Below are 20,050 nucleotides of genomic sequence, written 5' to 3' on the forward strand. Positions count from 1 at the left end.
GATTTATCTAACGGAGTGGAGTCCTTTCATGGCCGCAGAGTTTAAATCCTACGATTTCAGGAGCACATTTAGGCAAAAGAAGTTAAACTCCGCTAAGGTAATAATAGTCGGCATAGACCAGGACAGCATAGAGAGACTGGGGCGCTGGCCGTGGCCCAGGACCTTTATTTCAGAGGCTGTTACTAAACTCCGTGAATATGGGGTAAAGGTGACAGGGCTTAGCGTGCTGTATTCTGAAAGTGAATCAAGTGATGGCCTGGTTGCCATACGGGAGATAAGACAAAAAATAGAGGCTGACCCTAAAGCCCTTGAGGATAAGAAAATTATAGACATCCACAATTCCCTTCTTGATGCGGAACAGTACCTTAACAACGACGGCATTCTTTCCGACGCCATAGGGGCAGCAAAAAACGTGGTACTGCCGATGATGTTCTCCTTAGAGAAGACCATAGCGGAGTCAAAGGGTAAAATCCCCGAATTTCTTGAAACCAACTCCTTCAAAGCATCCTTTAAGGACACCTATCACTCTGCTCTTAGCGTGCTGCCTCCTATTGAGGAGTTTGCCTTTAAGGCCACTGCTCTTGGGCACATTAATGTTCTGACCTCAGGAGATGGTGTTGTCAGAAAGGAACCAATACTTATTTACTATAAAGAACGGCTATTTCCATCATTTGCACTGCAATTAGCCCTTAAATACATGGACTACGACATCAGGGATGCAAAAGTTGGCAAGTCACTTCAGATTAATAAGATTAAAATTCCTATTGATGCCAAAAACGAGGTATTCATCAGTTATAATGGAAAATATAAAACTTTCCCGTATTACTCATTTTTAGATCTCATGAACGATAAAGTTACCGCTGCCAATTTCAGGGACAAAATAGTGATAATAGGTGTGGTAGCTCCCGGTATCGGTTCTTTAGTATCAACCCCTGTTCAAAGCAATTTCCCTGCTGTTGAGATAACGGCAAATATGGTTGAAAATATTCTAAACAACAACCATATAGTGAGGCCGGGGTGGTTTAAATATCTTGAGATAGTGTTACTGGTACTTTTTGGTATTTTCATTTCTGTAGTTATTCCCCATGTAAGAGCCGGCTTAAGTGCAGCGATAACGATTGCTATATTTATAATAATAAGCGCAGCGGGGATATTTTTATTTTCATACTATGGGTATTGGCTTAAGGTATCATATCCCATGATACTGCTTTTTATCGGCTATGCCGTGATAGTGTCAAAGCGGTTTCTGTTAACCGAACGGAAGACCGAGGAGATGGCGGCAGACAGTATCGAGACCAATAAGATGCTGGGACTGTCATTTCAGGGGCAGGGGATGCTGGACATGGCATTTGAGAAGTTCAGAAAGACTCCGGTGGAGGATGAATCGGTAAAGGAGCTGTTGTATAATCTTGGCCTTGATTTTGAGAGAAAGCGGATGTTTAATAAGGCTATTGCAGTGTATGAACATATTCTGGGAGATGGGGAGTATAAGGATTTAGAGGAGAAAATAAAAAGGCTTAAGACAGCCAGCGAAACGGTCATACTGGGCTCGACGCGCAAAGATGCCACACTTATGATAGAAAGCGCCGAGACAAAACCAACACTGGGGCGGTATGAGGTTTTGAAAGAGCTTGGACGTGGCGCTATGGGGATTGTGTATCTGGGCAAAGACCCTAAGATTAACAGAGATATGGCAATAAAAACTCTAAAGTACGAGGAGATAGATGAGGATCAGATAGATGAAATAAAGCAGCGGTTTTTTAAAGAAGCGGAAGCCGCCGGCAAACTTTCACATCCTAACATTGTGAAAATCTATGATGTAGGAGATGACAACGGCATAGCATATATGGCTATGGAGCTTCTGTCCGGGGGGGACCTCACAGGTTTTTGCCAACCGGCTACACGTCTGCCCTTTGGTGAGGTATTAAGAATAGTGGCCGGTGTTGCCGATGCCCTCGATTATGCCCACACATATGGTGTTGTCCACAGGGATATAAAACCGGCAAATATAATGCTGCTCGAAAATAAGGAGATACGTGTAACCGACTTTGGTATAGCCCGTGTTATGCAATCATCAAACACACAGACCGGAATGGTCATGGGAACTCCCAGTTATATGTCTCCGGAGCAGATAGCAGGCCGCAAGGTGGATGGTAGATCGGATTTATTCTCCTTAGGCGTTGTGTTCTACGAGCTCCTTACCGGTGACAGACCCTTTAAGGGCGACAGCATTGCCACACTTATGTATAATATTACAACCACCGCACCCGCATCTGTTAAGGAATTAGACCCAAGAATACCTAACTGCATTGCACAGATTATTAATAAAACACTTGGCAAAAAACCAGAAGAACGTTATCAGAGCGGTAAGAGTTTTATTGAAGATTTAAATAAATGTAAAAAGATGATTATAGCCAAACAACGGGCAAACGCCCCTGCGCCGCCAAAGCAGTAATATCACCTAATACAAAGTTGCCGCCTGTGTTTACTTTTGAATACAACTTGGTATTAGAATTGGAATAATGTCCCTAAGCGTTTAGCATTTCTTTAGCAAACTCAAGGTAATCGTCGTTTTTTTGCAGCTTGTTATACCATTTAACAAAGAATTTCAGGGGGCTTTTCCACTGTCCTGCATCAAAACGTAAGTCGGTGAGGGTTATAAATGAGGGGCTCTTTAGCACAAGAGCCAGCGAATCCGTAAGATATTCAAAAGAAAAACCCTGCTCATTTGCTCTCAAGCAGGCATCCACAATAAAATAACTGATCTCCTCATCAAACCCTCCTATTGTATCCACCGCCCTGCGGCTTATCCCAAAGAGCATGGAACTTATAAAGGACACCTGCTCCCCCTGCTTTGTAACCGAATACGGAGTGAAATTAAAATCTATGCCTGTTCCCAGATTATAAGGTGTAAGGTCAGGGTTGTAAAGAGAAAAACCGGCTATGCCCGCCTTTTTAATACAATTAACCAAAGAGCCGTCTTTTATGTAAATCACCCCGGGCATAAGAAAAACAAGATACTCCCCGTCACTTAGCCCTGCTCCGCTATTATACAGCGCTGCAATATTGTTTGACTCGGTTAGAACCGTCTTAAGTCCTTCAAAGGCGCCTTCCATGCTGTTTTTAATATCAACATCATTTGCTGCAATGATTATTTCGTAGTTGGCAAAAGAGGTATTTTCCACTATGGATTTAACAGAGGCAAGAAGCGGGAAAAGCTCCTTTCCCGAGGGCACAATGAAGGATACCTTTTCAGGGATAAACTGATGTTGAAAAGTGGTGAATTTTTTGTTTTTTTCATCTCTACCCTTACGTACTTCAAAGATATAAGAAACAACCTGCAGCGCCCTGTGTGTTGATTTACCGTCAAGGCGGTAAAATACATTTTCAACGTACTTTTGGGCAGTTTCTTTTATCTGCTCCGGCACACCGTCTTTCATGGTGTTAAACAATGCCTCCCAATTGCCGGCCGGAGATACTGTCTGAGCTACACCCAGGTTTTTGTAATACTCCTCGCCGTCAATTATGTTATAGAGGTCAAACAGCGGCTTGCCAAAGGCCAGTGCTTCCACACCAAGGGTGGTCTTACCCATCACAATACAATAATCCGATACGGCAAGCACCTTATAAGGGTCATAGGAGAAAATCACGGCGGCATCAGGCATTATTGACAATATTGTTGCCTTGATATCCTCATAAGCGGCATAAGTCACCTGGGGGTGCCACTTAAAGATGCAAAATATCCCCCTATCCTTTAAACCTGTAATAAGTGACTCCCACACGGCTCTCTCTGCAGTTGCCCCCCAGAAAATATTCAAAAGAAATGATACAATCTTTTTTCCTTTGGGGATAGACAGCTCCTCCTTTATTCTGCGCACATAAGACGGAGTCGTGTATGTTTTCACAGCCTCATCTATGTGGGTATTGCCGATTATGGCAAGCTTATTAAAGCTGCAGTTGTGGCCGATAAGAGTGTTTCTCGTATGCGGCCCCCACAGAAGGTTAATCATGGAGTACTCCGAGTGGGTTGTAAAATTAATCATGGGATTGTAGTAATCACCCTCCTGCAGGGTTATAAATGGAATATCATAATTTTTTGCAAGATGCCCTATTTGTTTACCCCAGGGATTCATCTCATGCAAAGTTATAAATAAATCTGGTTTTTCCTTTATTATCAATTGCTCAAGACAGAAATAATCCTCCACATTTCTGGTTAACGACCTGTGCTGTTGAAATAATGACCAATGGCGAAACCCATGCCACGTAAAATTAATCTTCATCCACTCGCTAAGAAGACGGTTGTTTGCTTTTGTAATTTTCTCTTTAGTCTCCTCAGTGATATATTCAACAAGAAATTTGCACTTGAAATGTCTCTTTAAAACATCAAGCTCATAGGGATAATCAACCAGGGTAGTAAAAAACAAAATCTCTGCACCTTCTCGCTGAGCCGACTCCGCTACCGGAAATAAAAACCTGCCGTGATGAGGAAGTGCATTAAAAAAAGCTATTTTTTTACCTTTTAACTTCATCCTGCCAAACCCCTTTTAATAGAAATTCATCCGCCGGAAAACTCACAGCCCATAGCTATAAAGACAGATCACTCTTGTAATACTCCTTAATGGCATCGGCCTCTTTAATCAGATTCTTGATTCCTGTCTGATATGTTTTCTGAAAAAATGAAAGGACTTCAGGATACTCTTTAACCATTTCCATAACAAGGGGCCTCTTTAACTCATAAAGTGACGTATCCTCGTCAGCTATAATGGTGGCGGAGCGGGGCTTTCTGGTAAAAAAGGCAAACTCCCCGAATATTTCCCCTTTACCGATAGTGATAACCTTACTTTGCTGTTGTTCACCATCAGACATAACCCCCAAAGGATAAACCTTAACCGATCCGGTTTTGATTACAAATATGGAGTCGGACTTATCCCCGTATTTTACAATTGTTTTGCCCCGCTCATAGTTCAACTGTTTTGCCTTATCGAGTTTTCTTTGCAGCAAATCATTAAAAAGCGCAAGGAAATTCATGTGATATTCGGTCTCATCAGTTTTTTGTGTCTCAGTGGATTTCATCTGCAATAAGAGCTGAGCTTTATCCAGGACAGGAGAGAGTAATTTTATATTTTTAATTTTAGGATTATTTAATACTCTTAAGATAAATGAGTTGGCGGCAATGGCTGCAAAGTCTTCAAAAAACAGACGTGAGAGTGTTAGATATAACAAGGCGGCATCTGCTTTCCGGTTCTCGGCATAGAGCTTTTTTACTTTCTCCAGCCCTGTCTCTACAGGACTGCTGTGTGTCAGAGTAAAACAGTACTGTCCCTGAAAATTATCCATCACCGTCCCTGTATCAGCCTTTAACATCGATGAAGTGCCTGAAAAGGTACTTTCTTCTTCAGGTATTACCGTCCCCATCAGTGCCCCAAAGGCACACGACTGAACCATACTCTGTTCTTTTTGCAGGGAATCCAACATGGAATCAAGTCTTGACACGTAATATTCCCTGAGCAAAGAGCGCAGATTAGGCTTTATACTCATTGCCTTTTGGAGCGATTTACCGGTTATTACCATAACCTCTACCTCAGTCTCTGCAATGGCGCTGACCGCCATAGGCTTTGCTGAAAACAACGCCGACTCACCAAAAAAATCACCGACAGAAAGAGTGGACAACGTCTTAGTGCTGCCGGCAAGCATAGAGGTAATCAGATGGTTTAGTAAAACAGGAGGTATAGGAATTACAGGGCCCTTTGATTTAACCTTCTTTTTGGATATGCGTACCTTCCCGTTGACTATTATAAACATCTTGTCGTCATGGTCACCCTCTTTGCATATTGTAGTTTTGGGATTAAATTTAACCAAACTTATATCATCAAACATCCTTAGTGTGTTTTTATCAAGCAATTCCTGAAAAAATCTCGGAACGTTTTTATCTATAAACACTAGGTCCAATATAAGCATAAACGTCTCATACGCCTCATCCACGTCTGATGATTTAATCTCCTCATACAGACGCCTGAGCAAATAACTGAAATTACTTTTTTCCATCAGGCCTCCAGTGCGCTTCAATTTTTAATGCCAAGTTGCATTTAATCGTCTAACTTCGTTGGCTTGGTCAAAAGCCCCTGGGCGTACTCTCCCCTAAAGGGGAATCCCCTGTAAGGGTAGGCGCCGCTTTCTCACAGCCGCCTTAGTTTACTTCCGACTTGCAACTATGTATAACAAGAAGCTCTATTATACATTACTTGCTGGGATAAGTAAAAGTCGTAAAAAAAATGGGGAGTTTTTTCAAACTCCCCAAATATTCTAAGGGATGGGGTGTCATCCCTCATGTGTACATGTGCAAGGGTCCGCCAACTAACACTGTTTATTTAAGTCCCATTTCCGCCGCCGCTGCCTTAAGCTCGTCAGCCTTGTCTTTAAAAGACTTCATCATAGGGCTTGCTGAGGCCTGAGCAGCCTTTACAAAATCATCGGCTGTTTTAAACTTCTCCAACATTTTTGCCTTGTCGCCCGCTGTTTTGCCATTGTGGCATTTTGCGCACTTGTCTTCATATCCCGCCATTGCTACTGTTGCAAAAGCAAAAACTACGATGAGTGCTAACACTATTGCTTTCTTCATTTCCTTTTCACCTCCTTTCGTCTAAATAATATTAATATAGGGTATCTCTCCGGCTGCCCTGTAATGCCCGGCAACATCCGTGTTTTATTTGCATTTGCTGTGCCAAAATATGTCTATCTAAAAGCTGTGGTATTGTACAGTATCAGTATTTGTTTTTTCTATTACTTATTTAGAGAAATTATTCCTTATTTGGGGATATTATTAATCCCTTGACATGTTAAATTTAATAAAGATACTCTATTTAAGCCGATAATTTTACTACTTACAGGAAAGAGGAGATTAGAGCAGCTATGGACTGGGATTTTACACCGTTTGATGTGTTTTCGGGTAAAGTGAAATACTCTTTGGAGCAATACAAAAAAGACCTCAGGGAGGATGTAGCTGAAACTCTGTCAACATTGCAGCTTGATGAGGAAAGTATGAAGTTCTATAATAATTTTGTTTTTGTGTTTTTTTACTGGATGGCTACAAACCAGAGCATACTTTCATATAAGAAACTCATAGAGCAAAGTCTGCCGGAGGACTCCCCCGTTAAACCGTCTCTTACGGATATGAACTTTCTGGAGTCTATGAAACAGGACAATGAAAACCTGATAGATATGCTAAGGGCTCTTCTTGCTGATTTTACAGTTAACAGCATCAAATCAGGTACAACAGTGCAACAGACACAAAGTGCCCTCCAGCCGGTAATAGGTTTTGCCAGAGCACTCTGACAAGGGTATTACAACAGCAGTTACGGAGCTCTCATCATCAGGTAAAATAGCCCGCAGTGCATTTTCGATGTCGGCGGCTACCTTAATCAGCAGAGTGTTGGGCTTTGTGCGTGATATGCTTGTTGCCAGAGTGCTTGGAGCTACAGACCTTTCCGACTCCTTTTTTGTCGCCTTTAGAATCCCCAACCTGCTTCGTGAACTCTTTGCCGAGGGCTCCATGTCCTCAGGGTTGATTCCGGTTCTTACTGAAATCAGGACTAAGGAAGGAGACGCTGAAGCCGCCCTGGTGGTTAGAAAGGCTTTTACATTTGTAATTATATTTATAGGTCTTTTCTGTGCTCTGGGAACTTTCTTTGCACCTCAGATTGTGACTGCCATAGCACCCGGGTTTTTGCAAAATACGGAAAAGTTTAAGGCCACGGTTATGCTTACACGGATAATGTTTCCCTTTTTACTCTGTGTAAGTCTTGCCGCCCTTGTGATGGGAGCACTTAACACTAAAAAGGTTTTTTTTATTCCCGCCCTTGCCTCAGCCTGGTTTAACATAGCAATAATAGCCGCAATTGTAGTCCTTGCGGCCATCAAAATATCACCTGCCGTGGCGGTGGCCATCGGTGTTACCCTTGGAGGTGTAGTACAATTGCTGTGGCAGCTGCCGGCATTTTTTAAATGCCGGTATAGCCTTAAACCGAGCTTTGGTTTTAACCATCCCGGGTTAAAACACATGGGCAAACTGATCTTACCGGCAACAGTGGGAACCGCCGTCTCACAGGTAAACATTTTTATAAGCACCATTTTGGCCTCGTTTCTGCCTGTGGGCAGCATAACCTATTTATACTATTCAATGAGACTTATTCAGTTTCCGGTAGGGGTGTTTGGTGTGGCAGTGGGCATGGCTGCCCTTCCGGCGCTTTCCGAACATGCGGTGAAAAAAGATTTTACAGCGCTTGCCGGCGATTTTGCTTTTTCCCTTAAACTCCTGTTTGCCGTAACCGTTCCTGCCATGATTGGCCTGATAGCCCTCTCCGGACCGATAGTGTCGGTTTTATTTGAACACGGACAGTTTGGCAGGGAGGCTGTAAAAGGAACCTCAACGGCACTCATTTGCTACTCCCTGGGGATATGGGCAATGGTGGGAGTCAGGGTGCTTACCTCATCTTTTTACTCCCTTCAGGATACTAAAACTCCGGTTAAGTCCGCCGCCTTTTCCCTGAGTCTTAATGTGTTGCTGAGTGTGATTTTAATGGGACCTTTTAGTTATGCAGGGCTTGCACTGGCAAATGCCGGGGCCTCAGTGTTTAATTTCTCAATGTTGTTTTTTTTGTTGAAGAGACGCCTTTCAGATGTTGACTTTAAAGGGATAGCGGTTTCATTTGGAAAAACCCTTGCAGCATCAGTTATAATGGGGGTGTTTGGGTACTTTCTGACGGCTGCGTGTGAAGGATTTACTGTAAAGGGCACTATGATTAAAGCAGGGGTTCTCTTTACTGCTATAGCCATATGCTCGGCGGTTTATTTTGGTTCGGCACTTTTGTTTAGAAGCGATGAAATCAGATATTTTTTAAAAACATTGAAACGCAGGCTGAGAAAAAAATGAAAGTAAGCACAGAGCTGTTTGAGTGGATGCGGGCAATCAGGCGCACAATTCACAGAACCCCTGAGCTGGGCTTTAAGGAATATGAAACCAGCGCACTTATTTGCAGTAAGCTGCGGGAGCTGGGGCTTGATTACACCGGTGGTGTGGCCATAACCGGTGTGCTGGGAAGGCTCTCAACACAGCTGGGCGCTAAAACTGTAGCAGTTAGAGCCGACATGGACGCCTTACCGGTATTTGAGGAAACCGGACTTGAGTTTGCATCATGTGTGCCTGGGGTAATGCACGCCTGCGGGCATGACGGGCATGTAGCAATAGCGCTGGGGGCGGCGGCTCTGTTAAAAGAAAACCCTCCGTCGGGTAATGTGCTGTTTATTTTTCAACCGGATGAGGAGGGCACAGGTGGGGCAAAGCCTATGGTTGAGGCGGGAGTGCTTAACGGGGTAAGCGCCGTCTTTGGCGGCCATCTGGATTTGCACTACAAAACCGGAGAGATCGCCATGAAGCCCGGCATAAACACGGCTTTTACAAACGGCTTTGGCGTTGAAATAACAGGCAGGGGCGGCCATGCGGCAAGACCACAGGAGGCGATTGATTCCGTGCTGATAGCCTGCCAAATGGTTATGCAGATGCAGACCATAGTTTCAAGAATGATTGACCCCCTGATGCCTGCTGTTGTCACTATAGGTAAAATTGCAGGGGGCACGGTTAATAACGCCATAGCGGAAAGTGCTGTTATTAACGGCACAATCAGAACCATCGACAGTACAACTCGTGAGACGATTTTTAATAAGTTACATTTGCTTGCAGAGAGTCTTTCGGCTTTTTACAATGCCGGCATACAGGTAAACATTCACAGCGGGTATCCATCTGTGGTCAATGACCCCGGCATGTATGATATAGCAAAAGCCGCTGCAGCGTTGACCGTTGGCAGGGAAAACATTGAGGAGTATCCAAACCCCTCTATGGGCGGTGAGGATTTTGCTTTTTTTACCGAAAAAATCCCGGGCTGTTTTGTCCGCTACGGGGCAAAAAGCAGTGTCAGTGAACATGCCGGTTGCGCCCACAGCAGCCGGTTTGACTTTGATGAAACCGCTATGATTGTTGCCGCCGAATTTTTAGCAAATGCCGTTACACTTGCTTTGAGAACACTCTCTGAGGACAATAACTATTAATCTCAACTTAGGCATCTTTGACGCCCTTGGTTTAAATGGTAAGATAGACCTGACTGATGCTGTTATACTGCATTATCTCTATGACAATTCCAGTAATCTTTTAGGCGATTACACCGGCACTTTCATACTTATTGACGATGAAACCATCACAGAGTACTGCGGGTATGCAGATATTGCAGAGGGCAGGGATTTAAATTACAGAACAGGCAGGTTAAGCACTTTGGGAGTTGTCAGCATAAAGGAGAGCGGGCGGAGCACCGGAGAGCAGGAGGCCAGACTCAGTAAGGATTTTTTTGACAAGTGGAACATGCACGAGTGTAACAGGATAGAGAGGCACTCTGCCGTGGGTAGTTGCGATTTTACGGAAATTTTGATAGCGGACAAAGACACAGCTTCACGGCTGTGCTTTATAGAGAAATATATAAACACCGGCTTTGAGATATTTAAATCCGAAGGACTTCTTATGTTTTTAGACCTCTGTAAAGGGATACTGGTAAATGAAATAGTTGAGAGCGGGTTGCAGCTTAAAGAGATTAACTTTTCCGTTTATGATCCAAAGTCGATAAAAATACTAAAAGAGATTATCGCCCTCATTGTCGGCTCAACGGAGGTGACAGCCCAGGTGTTGGATGAGTTAAACCGGAAGCTGGACGAAAGCAATATGAGAAATCTGTTAATTGAATATGTCCATGCCGTGTCGGAGTATTATATTTCAAGCGGACGGGCAAAAATCACAATGTCACAGCTTGCTGATAAAAGCGCCATTGCTGCATTTTCCACATATGTCATGCAGTATGGCAATACGCAAACGGCTCATTATTTTGTTGAAAATGTGGTTATGATGTAAGAGTGACGTAAGGGGTCAAGAGGGCTGAGCTCCCTTGCGGGAGGAATTCAAAGGGAGGGCGGCGCGCTCCCTTTGCAGGATACAGAGTCCTTACCTTAAGAATCTCTCATACACCAGCTAGTTCAAAGGCGTCGTGGAGTTCTCTGACGGCAAGCTCCGTGTATTTAGCGTCTATCACACAGGATATTTTTATCTCCGATGTGCTTATCATCATGATGTTTATATTGTTTGAAGAGAGGGTTTGAAACATTTTTGCCGCAGCTCCCGAGTGGGTTCTCATCCCTGCGCCAATAATGGAAATCTTAGATATATTGTCGTTTAACACTACCCCTGCAGCGTTTAGCTCTCCGGCCACCTTTTCCGTCAACATCTTTGCCGCTTTAGCGTCCGTCTTTGGCACTGTGAAAGAGATATCGGCGGATTTACCGTCTATGCTTATATTTTGCACTATCATGTCAACTACAATGCCCGCATCAGCTATTTCAGTAAACAGAGTGGAAGCAATACCCGGTCTTTCCGGCACTCCGCATATGGTTAGTTTAACCTGGTTTTTGTCATAGGCCACACCGGAGACCACTACCTTTTCCATCTCACTGTCCTCCTTTATTACTAAAGTGCCTGGCACCTCATTAAAACTTGAACGCACCACTACCGGCACATCATATTTTTTTGCATATTCCACGGACCTTGTCTGAAGTACCTTAGCGCCAAGGCTTGCCAGTTCCAGCATTTCATCATATGAGATTTTGGCCAGTTTCCTTGCATTTTTAACAACATTAGGGTCAGTCGTATAAACGCCGTCAACATCGGTATATATTTCGCAAAGGTCAGCCTTAACAGCGGCGGCCACTGCTACGGCACTAAGGTCGGAGCCGCCGCGGCCCAGGGTTGTAACATCCTCTCCTGTGTCGGTAATGCCCTGAAAGCCCGCTATCACAGGTATTCGCCCTTCCTTAAGAGCCACCAAAACCCTCACTGCCTCCACTTTTTCTATCTTTGCCCTTGTATGCTCACCGGTTGTGACAATGCCAACCTGTCTGCCTGAAAGCGACACGGCTCTCTCTCCCAGTGACTCTATAGCAATGGCTGTCAGAGCGGCGCTTATGCGTTCCCCGCTTGAGAGCAGCATGTCCATGTCACGGCTTGAGGGGGCTGAGTTTATCTCGTGTGCCAGGTTTATCAGTCTGTCCGTTTCCCCTGACATGGCGGAGACAATTAACACAACGTCATGACCCTCACGCTTTGTTCTGACGGCACGCTCAGCCACCGCCATGATTCTTTCCTTATTCTTTACGGATGTTCCTCCGTACTTCTGCACTATTAACATTGTGTCACCATCGGTTTTACAGTACCTCCATTAAATGTAGCACACACAACCGTTGATAAAGTAATCCATAAGCGTGTGCCCGGAGGATATAAACATAGTCCCCGGGGTTGTGGTTATATTTTCATCGTAGGTTTTAACCGGACCGGCTATTTTCTTTGTAGAGTCATAAATAATAAAAGGCACCGGCTCGCGGCTGTGGGTTTTTATGCTTATCGGGGTTGCATGGTCTGGCATTATTAATATCCTGTAATCGAATTTGTCTTTTAATTTATCCAACACACCGCCAACTATGTATTTATCAAAATCCTCGATTGCACGGATTTTATCTTCCAGATTCCCGGTGTGCCCTGCTTCATCCGGGGCCTCTACGTGGATATAAACAAAGTCGGTCTCATTAAGAGCCTCAGCTCCGTATGCGGCCTTGCCCTCATAATTGGTATCCAGATAGCCGGTTATACCGGGCACCTGGATTATTTTTAAACCTGCTGCTACACCAATTCCTCTTGTTAAGTCAACGGCGCTTATGAGCGCTCCGTTTAGTTTATATTTTTCCTTAAAAAGCGGTACGGCAGGACGCTTTCCCTGCCCCCAAAGCCATATGCTTGTGGCCGGTCTTTTACCGTTTTCCACTCTGCGTTTATTTACCTCTTGCGCCTTTAATATATCAACCGAGGCATTCATAAGGTTGTGCAGTACATCGGCGTTTTGTCCTGAGGGCAAAAAATCTGCTACCGGTTTGCCGGTTATATCATGAGGCGGTGTGCAGTTAATGTCAGTTTGTCCGTTTTCCCAGACCATAAGATGACGGTAGCTTATGCCTGGATAAAATTTGATATCCCCTTTAGAGGTGACGGATGCCGCCATCGCCCCAATGAGAGCCTTTCCCTCTTCAGTTGTTATGTGTCCGGAGCTGTAGTCTTCCATGATGATTTGCCCCTCTACGGTTTTTAATGTAACCAGATTACAGCGGTAGGCAACATCGGTCGGGTCAAGGTCAATGCCCATGCTGAGGGCCTCAAACGGAGCCCTGCCCGTGTAGTAGAGTTTTGGGTCATAACCCAGAATACTTAAATTAGCCACATCAGAGCCTGGAGGCAGACTCTCCGGCACTGTCTGAACACCGCCAACCGTACCCCTTGCGGCAAGCATATCCATATTTGGCGTATGCGCTTTCATAAGCGGCGTAAGCCCACCAAGGGAATCTATCGGCCTGTCGGCCATCCCGTCTCCTATCAGCACTATATATTTCATATTGATATAATTTCCAAAGTTAAAACTCTATAACAGCTTTTCAATATATTCCTCAACAGAGGCCATATCAGACCACACCTTGAGGGGGTCTTTTGCCACTTTAAATACCGAATCCGGGTCTTTAAGACCGTTTCCCGTAAGAGTGCAGACGATGGATGCTCCCTGCTCAAAGTACCCTGCTCTGGTTAGTTTCATAACTCCTGCAATGGTTGCGGCGGAGGCTGGTTCACAGAACACTCCCTCTGTTTTGGCCACAAGCGCATATGCCTCCAGTATTTCCTCATCCGTGACGGAGTCAATGAGACCGCCTGATTCGTCCCTTGCCTCTATTGCATACCGCCAACTGGCCGGATTGCCAATCCTTATTGCTGAGGCCAGAGTCTCCGGCTTTGCTATGGGCTTACCCAGCACTATAGGGGCGGCGCCTGCCGCCTGAAACCCTATCATCCTGGGCAGAGAATTAATCTTGCCGGATGCTTTATACTCCTTATACCCTCTCCAGTAGGCGGTAATGTTGCCTGCATTACCTACCGGTAAGATGTGATACATGGGGGCTGTCGACATCTGGTCGCAAACCTCAAAAGCCGCAGTTTTTTGGCCCTCCAGCCTGTACGGATTTATGGAATTAACCAGCGTTATAGGATACTTTGTAACCACGTCTTTAACTATAGTGAGTGCATCGTCAAAGTTTCCCTTAATCTGAAGCACAACGGAGCCGTGAATAATAGCCTGAGCAAGTTTGCCCATAGCTATTTTCCCCTCGGGGATAATCACTATGGCACTAATGCCTGCCCTTGCTGCAAAGGCTGCGGCGGAGGCGGATGTGTTGCCCGTTGAAGCACATATGACGGCACGGCAGCCCTCTTCCACGGCTTTGGATATTGCAACGGTCATACCCCTGTCCTTAAAAGAACCTGTTGGATTAAGGCCGTCAAACTTAAAGTACAAATCAGCCTCAAGGCCTATTTTCTTACAAAGGTTTTTTGCCGGTATTAGAGGAGTGTTTCCCTCATTAAGTGTGATAACCGGTGTTTTCCCGCTAACCGGCAGATACTCCCTGTATTTTTCAATTAGTCCATTCCATGTTGATTTTACAGGCATAGTACCTCCGTCTGCATCTAATGACATTTATCCTCCGTGAGTTTACTGTAAAATGTCTCCTTCCACAAGCTCAACCTCAACACCCTTTTCCCTCAGAGCGGCAACCGCCTGCTCTATAAGCTCATCCGCACCATCTATTTCAAGAACCATTTCACCCACGGTCTCGGTAATCCTTGCCCTCCGTATATTTGGTGTAATATCAAAGCGTTTGGCTACTGTAAAAACAATCGGCTCCTTTATAAGGTCCGGGGGAAATGTTAATTTTATACGCCTTTTCATAGTTAAGCTCCGTGGCCGCGGCAGCACCCTCCGGCTATTGCAGGCACTATGGAGACCTCATCACCATCCTTAACCGGAGTCTCCTCGGCACTCAGAAACCGGATATCCTCCTCATTAACATATACGTTAACAAAGCGGCGAATCTTACTGCCCTCGGAAATCCTCTCGGCTATCCCCGCATATGTGGCATCAAGTTCCTTTACTATGCTAATAATAGTGCCGGCTGAGGCTTCCACAACCTCTTTCCCCTCTGTGAGCCTCTGAAGCGGGGTGGGTATTCTCACTTTGACAGCCATACGACCTCCTAATTTATGTTTTTTGAATTTTTTTCAATACTTCTTCAAAAGAATTCATATTTGGCTTTATGTGATGGGGCTCACCCATGTGGCCGTTTAACGCCTCCTGGGTTTTCAACCCATTACCTGTTACACATATTACGGTGGTTTCATTTTTCCCGATAACACCCTGTTCAATGAGTTTTTTTGTGGCTGCCACAGTCACACCTCCGGCTGTCTCGGCAAAGATACCCTCGGTTTTAGCTAAAAGCATAATGCCGTCTATGATTTCCTGATCAGTCACACCGGCTCCTCCTCCGTGTGTCTCTTGCGTTATCTTCAGGGCATAGTAGCCGTCAGCCGGATTACCTATAGCTAAAGACTTTGCTATAGTGTTGGGTTTAACCGGCCTGATAGCGTCAGTGTGGTTATTCAGTGCTGTAACTATAGGGCTGCAACCCTCGGCTTGTGCTGCAAATACACGGGTCTCCAGTTTTTTCAGTATTCCTATTTCGTGAAACTCCTTAAAGCTCTTCCATACCTTTGTTAAGAGAGAGCCGCTGGCACACGGCACCACCACGTTATCGGGAGCGCACCATCCCAGTTGCTCTATGATTTCAAAGCCCAGAGTCTTAGACCCTTCCGCATAAAACGGCCTTATGTTTATGTTGACGAAAGCCCATTTATACTTATTGGCTATTTCGCTGCAAAGCCTGTTAACGTCGTCATAGTTGCCGTCAACGGCCACCAGATTAGGTTCATAAACGAGTGAGGCGACAATCTTACTTGCCTCAAGTGAGGCAGGGATGAATATAAAACGTTTAAATCCGGCCTTTGCGCCATGGGCTGAAACCGAATGGGCAAGGTTACCTGTTGAGGCACAGGCAACTGTGTCAAAACCAAATTCCTTCGCTTTTGTCAGAGCCACGGCTACGACTCTGTCTTTAAAAGAAAGCGTTGGATGTACTACCGTGTCATCTTTTATATAAAGGGATTTAATACCCAGTGCCTTACCCAGATTCCTCGCCTCAACAAGGGGGGTGAAGCCGGAATCAAGCCCGACCTGCGGGTCTCCATCTATGGGCAGAAGCTCTCTGTATCGCCATAGGTTTGCAGGTCTTTGCAGTATTTTTTTACGGTCAAGTACTTTTTTTATTTTCTTATAATCGTAAACAGCCTCAAGAGGCCCAAAGCAAAACTCACAGACGTATATGGGGTCTATCTGATATTCCCTTCCGCACTCACGGCATTTTAACCCCGAAACATATCCCATCTACCGACCTCCTCTACCGCTCCGGCCCACGGTGCCGTCTTATGCTTACACGCCGTGCACATGCACTGCCTCTGCCGCCTGCACAGCCCGCCCGTGTTGAGAGCTTATTGCGGGGAAACTAACGTCCACACTCTGAAATATTATAATATTTGAAAATATTTTGTAAACCTTGCACCAATTATTTATCTTTTTTTTGTATTTCCTGAAAAATTCTTTTCAAACTATTGTTATTAGTCTGAGCCATTTGCAAGTTCCAGAATTCAGGAGGGGACTGATATAGAAGAAATTAATTCAACAACTTGTTTTGGTATTACATATTATTTAGTGCACACACTCTCAGGTCAATGCCTGAGAGCGTAATAGTACCACTTCAGGTATTTAGGCAGCCATTGTATGATTTTAAACCTTGACCGGCCCTTTTCCCTGTCCTTCCATGTAGTTGGAACCTCGGTTATTTTATATCCGGAGGCGTGTGCCTTTGATATTATCTCAAGCCCGATCTCAAACCCTCCGTCACTATGTATTTCAAAAGTATCGAGCATGGCGCTTCGGTAGAGCTTAAAACTGTTTGTGGCGTCATACGTAGGGATTCCCGAAAATATCTTCAGAGTAAGCCCTGCGGTGCGTGACATGGTTTTCTTTATTAAGCCTCCCCCGATTTGTTTGCCGCCCCTGCAGTACCTGCTGCCGCAGACAAGATCATAGCCGTCATCCATGAGCTTACACATAGCGTCAACATCACTATAATCGTCAGACATATCCGCCATTGTGACAAGCTTGTAGTCACCACCCGCTGTTTTTAATCCCCATTTGATTGCCTCACAAGCTCCTTTTTTCGGGTTCTTTAACAACTCAAGCGGCATTCCCTGCTTCAGCAGCTCTTTAACCACAGGAAGTGTGTTGTCACTTTCATCGTCATAAACTATGTAAATTACATGGGGGGTTTTAACTTCACGCTCAATCTCCGAAACTGTCCCTGATATATTTTCCGCCTCATTAAATACCGGTATTATTATAGCCAGCTTGTTTTTTTGCATCTTAATAGTTCATGTAACAGTCTTAAATACCGCCGATTTTTATCTGCTCACCTATCCATGGAATCACCTCATCGAGAGACTCACTCAGAGTTGTTGCCGCCTCAAATCCTAAAATGCGCTTTGCCTTTTCAACATTTGGCACACGTTTTTGCACGTCGTACTGAAACGGCTCATCAGATATGTATTTAAACGGGATACCGGCGTTTATCTTATTCCAGATCATTTCGGCTAGCTCGATTACCGTGGTTGACTCTGCGGTGGATATATTAAAGTCATCGTTTATGGATTTTTCACTTTCTATACAGATACGGATTCCTCTGGCAAGGTCGCCTGCATATGTGTAGTGGCGAATTTGATTTCCGCTTCCCAGTATATGAAGAGGGTTCTGTCCCTTTAATACTTTTTGTACCAGATCAGGAACAACGTGGCTCATAGCAAGCCGGACATTTCCCGAAAGAATTTCTTTTTCCACCTTTGCCCTTTTTTCACCTATTCCCACGGCATTAAAGGGTCTTATTATTGTGTAGGGCAAACCGTACTGCTCATGTGCACCTTTCGCAAAGTACTCACAGGCAAGTTTTTGAAACCCGTACGTGGAAAGCGGTGGCGGACACTTCAACTGCTCACCCTCCGGGGTTGGATAAGTGCCGGTACTTTCAAAAACCATTGAAGAGGAAAGGACATTTATCTTACGCAGTTTCTTGTTTTTAAATGCCCACAGGGCGGCATCAAATGTTGATGCCGTGATTCTTTCGTTTTCAGCTATCAGGTCGTAAGCAAGCTCGTGAAACATCGAGATGCCCCCGATTATTGCCGCTATTGCCACCACCTGATTGCAATCTGAGGCCAGCTCCTTCATTAAATCCACATCTTTAACATCACCCTCTACAAACCGGTAGGCGGGATTATTGTCATAACTCTTTTGAACTCTGCCGTATTTGGAATAATTATCTATCCCTGTAACCTCATGTCCGTGATTAAGCAGCTCCTCAACCAAATAACCTCCGACAAACCCTGCCGAGCCGGTAACTAGTATCTTCATATCAGAAATAGCCTCCCTTTCCAAAGAAATTCCAAATGTCTATAACTACCTTTGTTTTGTCTATGGAGAGCCCCCTGTAGTTGCTGTGAGGGGCGCCGAGTATTAGTATTTCAGATGCCTCTATGCATTCATTTAACGGTACAAGTCTCTCATCACTGACGTAGGGGTCGGTGCAGAGTACATCTTTAGCCTCAAACTCAAGGATTTTCTTAAGCTTATAAGAAAGCGACTCCCTCTCATCATCTATATCGCCCTTAAAGGCCATCCCAAGAATGCCTACCCGTTTTTCTTTGAGGTTATAACTGTCCCTGAGGCGTTGTACTATAAAATTGGGCAGCCCCTCGTTAATAAGCATGGCGGCATGGCCCAGAAAGAAGTTATTGTTGCTAAAGGCGGCCAACTGCATAGTGTCTTTAAAAAGACACGGGCCTGCCGCAAATCCGGCCTTTGCAAATCCGGCCATTCTCGGATAATGGTGCACTGCCGCATTATACACTTTATAGAAATCAACATCATTTTGTGTCGCAATCTGGTAAAACTGGTTTGAAATGGAAAAAAGAATGTAACGCCATACATTTGTGAAAAGTTTTGTCATCTCCGCCTCAAGGGGGGTTAACCGCAAAATGTCTTCAGTAAGGACTCCGAAAAGCTCCCGTGCTTCATTAAACGATTTATCGTCAAAAGCTCCTATTATCTGAGGAAGGCTCTTTAACTCCTCCATAGCCTTACCCTCGGCTATTCTTTCCGGACAGAAGGTCAAAGAGACCCGCTTGCCCTGTGATAACAAGAAATCCCTGATTCTTTCGGTAGTGCCGGGATACACTGTGCTTCTTAGTACTATGTGGTGAGTATCTGTTATATTTTCCATTAAGTTTAAGAACAGCTTTTTGAAAATCGTAAATTGCGGGTTCAGATGCTCATCAACCGGAGTGCCTATCACAATAATAATAAATCTGCAAAGCTTGATGTCGCCGGTGCTGTCAGAGATAAAAAGAGTTTTATTCAGAACCTCTTTAAGGGAATCCTCAGCACCTAATTCCATAAACGGCACAATGCCGGTGGAGACCGCCTTAATTGCCTCAGGGTTTATATCAATCAACAAAACGGTTTTACCCGCTTTTGCCATAGTAATTCCCATAGGCAGCCCTATGTGCCCTAAGCCTCCCACTATACAGAGATCATATGTATAATCCATGGCTGGTCTCTCCTTAAAATCGGCTTCCATACTCCGGCAACCTTTAGCTGCATATTGTACCAAAACAATTTATTAAAATCAATAACGAATTGTGGCCCGAAATCCGATATCGAAAATCCTGTAGCCCGCAACGTACGAAACAGTACGCCTGCGTCGCTTGTTCCTTGCCGCCTCGTTATACTTCTGACTACAACTTGGTATAAAATAAAATGAATCTTAAACCCTTTTATTAATTTTCTTACCCACACAAAACGGAAAGGAAACAAAACATTAAAAAATGAACAATCAATAACACTTGCAACTAAAAAATTTTTCTTCTTAA

The 20,050-nt window shown here is 44.5% G+C and carries 17 protein-coding genes; 5 read left to right on the forward strand and 12 right to left on the reverse strand.

Annotation, left to right across the window (positions count from 1 at the left end; genetic code table 11):
- The first annotated feature begins 28 nt into the window (after positions 1-28).
- Positions 29-2,455 carry a serine/threonine-protein kinase gene (locus H7844_10925; GenBank protein ID MEO5357797.1) on the forward strand — a complete coding sequence of 809 codons (2,427 nt, stop codon included), beginning with the start codon at positions 29-31 and terminating at the stop codon, positions 2,453-2,455.
- 73 nt (positions 2,456-2,528) lie between these two features.
- Here the strand turns inward: H7844_10925 and H7844_10930 are convergent, their stop codons facing one another.
- The 3 genes from H7844_10930 to H7844_10940 form a co-directional block, all read right to left on the reverse strand.
- Positions 2,529-4,529, reverse strand: coding sequence for a hypothetical protein (locus H7844_10930; GenBank protein ID MEO5357798.1), 2,001 nt, complete (start codon positions 4,527-4,529; stop codon positions 2,529-2,531).
- A gap of 55 nt (positions 4,530-4,584) precedes the next feature.
- The gene (locus tag H7844_10935) at positions 4,585-6,045 is read right to left on the reverse strand and encodes a cyclic nucleotide-binding domain-containing protein (protein ID MEO5357799.1); all 1,461 of its coding nucleotides are present in this window, start codon (positions 6,043-6,045) and stop codon (positions 4,585-4,587) included.
- A gap of 319 nt (positions 6,046-6,364) precedes the next feature.
- Positions 6,365-6,619, reverse strand: a complete 255-nt coding sequence (locus H7844_10940; protein ID MEO5357800.1) for a hypothetical protein — start codon at positions 6,617-6,619, stop codon at positions 6,365-6,367.
- A gap of 290 nt (positions 6,620-6,909) precedes the next feature.
- On the opposite strand from H7844_10940, the gene H7844_10945 reads away from it, so the two are divergent.
- The 4 genes from H7844_10945 (at position 6,910) to H7844_10960 (ending at position 10,948) form a co-directional block, all read left to right on the forward strand.
- Entirely contained in the window at positions 6,910-7,332 is a 423-nt protein-coding gene (locus tag H7844_10945; protein MEO5357801.1) for a hypothetical protein, read from the forward strand.
- Entirely contained in the window at positions 7,316-8,929 is a 1,614-nt protein-coding gene (gene murJ / locus H7844_10950; GenBank protein MEO5357802.1) for a murein biosynthesis integral membrane protein MurJ, read from the forward strand. The genes H7844_10945 and murJ overlap by 17 nt, the downstream gene beginning before the upstream one ends.
- The gene (locus H7844_10955) at positions 8,926-10,101 is read left to right on the forward strand and encodes a M20 family metallopeptidase (GenBank protein MEO5357803.1); all 1,176 of its coding nucleotides are present in this window, start codon (positions 8,926-8,928) and stop codon (positions 10,099-10,101) included. Before murJ ends, H7844_10955 begins: the two co-directional genes overlap by 4 nt.
- Positions 10,102-10,321: 220 nt before the next feature.
- Positions 10,322-10,948 (forward strand): hypothetical protein, encoded by a 627-nt coding sequence (locus H7844_10960; GenBank protein ID MEO5357804.1) that lies wholly within the window; start codon positions 10,322-10,324, stop codon positions 10,946-10,948.
- Positions 10,949-11,054: 106 nt separating this feature from the next.
- On the opposite strand, the gene H7844_10965 is transcribed toward H7844_10960, so the two are convergent.
- From H7844_10965 to H7844_11005, 9 genes are all read right to left on the reverse strand, one after another.
- The gene (locus tag H7844_10965) at positions 11,055-12,275 is read right to left on the reverse strand and encodes an aspartate kinase (protein MEO5357805.1); all 1,221 of its coding nucleotides are present in this window, start codon (positions 12,273-12,275) and stop codon (positions 11,055-11,057) included.
- 30 nt (positions 12,276-12,305) lie between these two features.
- A complete protein-coding gene (locus H7844_10970; protein MEO5357806.1) occupies positions 12,306-13,526 on the reverse strand; it encodes a cofactor-independent phosphoglycerate mutase in 1,221 nt (406 codons plus the stop codon).
- A 27-nt stretch (positions 13,527-13,553) separates the two neighbouring features.
- The gene (gene thrC / locus H7844_10975) at positions 13,554-14,654 is read right to left on the reverse strand and encodes a threonine synthase (protein MEO5357807.1); all 1,101 of its coding nucleotides are present in this window, start codon (positions 14,652-14,654) and stop codon (positions 13,554-13,556) included.
- A gap of 15 nt (positions 14,655-14,669) precedes the next feature.
- The gene (locus H7844_10980) at positions 14,670-14,906 is read right to left on the reverse strand and encodes an NIL domain-containing protein (protein ID MEO5357808.1); all 237 of its coding nucleotides are present in this window, start codon (positions 14,904-14,906) and stop codon (positions 14,670-14,672) included.
- A gap of 2 nt (positions 14,907-14,908) precedes the next feature.
- On the reverse strand, positions 14,909-15,202 hold the full coding sequence (locus H7844_10985; GenBank protein ID MEO5357809.1) for a MoaD/ThiS family protein: 294 nt from the start codon (positions 15,200-15,202) through the stop codon (positions 14,909-14,911).
- Between the two features lie 13 nt (positions 15,203-15,215).
- Positions 15,216-16,454: a threonine synthase gene (gene thrC / locus H7844_10990; protein ID MEO5357810.1), complete on the reverse strand. Its 1,239-nt coding sequence runs from the start codon at positions 16,452-16,454 to the stop codon at positions 15,216-15,218.
- A gap of 341 nt (positions 16,455-16,795) precedes the next feature.
- Positions 16,796-17,491 carry a glycosyltransferase gene (locus H7844_10995; GenBank protein MEO5357811.1) on the reverse strand — a complete coding sequence of 232 codons (696 nt, stop codon included), beginning with the start codon at positions 17,489-17,491 and terminating at the stop codon, positions 16,796-16,798.
- Between the two features lie 22 nt (positions 17,492-17,513).
- Positions 17,514-18,533 carry an NAD(P)-dependent oxidoreductase gene (locus H7844_11000; protein MEO5357812.1) on the reverse strand — a complete coding sequence of 340 codons (1,020 nt, stop codon included), beginning with the start codon at positions 18,531-18,533 and terminating at the stop codon, positions 17,514-17,516.
- A gap of 1 nt (position 18,534) precedes the next feature.
- Positions 18,535-19,728, reverse strand: a complete 1,194-nt coding sequence (locus H7844_11005; GenBank protein MEO5357813.1) for a nucleotide sugar dehydrogenase — start codon at positions 19,726-19,728, stop codon at positions 18,535-18,537.
- Positions 19,729-20,050 lie beyond the last annotated feature (322 nt).

The sequence above is a fragment of the Nitrospirae bacterium YQR-1 genome, assembly GCA_039908095.1.
GTDB lineage: Bacteria > Nitrospirota > Thermodesulfovibrionia > Thermodesulfovibrionales > Magnetobacteriaceae > Magnetomonas.

What these genes read in the sequence shown, in the direction of transcription:
- H7844_10970 (MEO5357806.1), bottom strand. Translation starts at nt 13,526, where the DNA reads ATGAAATATATAGTGCTGATAGGAGACGGGATGGCCGACAGGCCGATA.
- H7844_10955 (MEO5357803.1), top strand. Translation starts at nt 8,926, where the DNA reads ATGAAAGTAAGCACAGAGCTGTTTGAGTGGATGCGGGCAATCAGGCGC.
- H7844_10985 (MEO5357809.1), bottom strand. Translation starts at nt 15,202, where the DNA reads ATGGCTGTCAAAGTGAGAATACCCACCCCGCTTCAGAGGCTCACAGAG.
- H7844_10980 (MEO5357808.1), bottom strand. Translation starts at nt 14,906, where the DNA reads ATGAAAAGGCGTATAAAATTAACATTTCCCCCGGACCTTATAAAGGAG.
- H7844_10995 (MEO5357811.1), bottom strand. Translation starts at nt 17,491, where the DNA reads ATGCAAAAAAACAAGCTGGCTATAATAATACCGGTATTTAATGAGGCG.
- thrC (MEO5357807.1), bottom strand. Translation starts at nt 14,654, where the DNA reads ATGTCATTAGATGCAGACGGAGGTACTATGCCTGTAAAATCAACATGG.
- thrC (MEO5357810.1), bottom strand. Translation starts at nt 16,454, where the DNA reads ATGGGATATGTTTCGGGGTTAAAATGCCGTGAGTGCGGAAGGGAATAT.
- H7844_11005 (MEO5357813.1), bottom strand. Translation starts at nt 19,728, where the DNA reads ATGGATTATACATATGATCTCTGTATAGTGGGAGGCTTAGGGCACATA.
- H7844_10935 (MEO5357799.1), bottom strand. Translation starts at nt 6,045, where the DNA reads ATGGAAAAAAGTAATTTCAGTTATTTGCTCAGGCGTCTGTATGAGGAG.
- H7844_10965 (MEO5357805.1), bottom strand. Translation starts at nt 12,275, where the DNA reads ATGTTAATAGTGCAGAAGTACGGAGGAACATCCGTAAAGAATAAGGAA.
- H7844_10945 (MEO5357801.1), top strand. Translation starts at nt 6,910, where the DNA reads ATGGACTGGGATTTTACACCGTTTGATGTGTTTTCGGGTAAAGTGAAA.
- H7844_10930 (MEO5357798.1), bottom strand. Translation starts at nt 4,529, where the DNA reads ATGAAGTTAAAAGGTAAAAAAATAGCTTTTTTTAATGCACTTCCTCAT.
- H7844_10940 (MEO5357800.1), bottom strand. Translation starts at nt 6,619, where the DNA reads ATGAAGAAAGCAATAGTGTTAGCACTCATCGTAGTTTTTGCTTTTGCA.
- H7844_11000 (MEO5357812.1), bottom strand. Translation starts at nt 18,533, where the DNA reads ATGAAGATACTAGTTACCGGCTCGGCAGGGTTTGTCGGAGGTTATTTG.
- H7844_10925 (MEO5357797.1), top strand. Translation starts at nt 29, where the DNA reads ATGGCCGCAGAGTTTAAATCCTACGATTTCAGGAGCACATTTAGGCAA.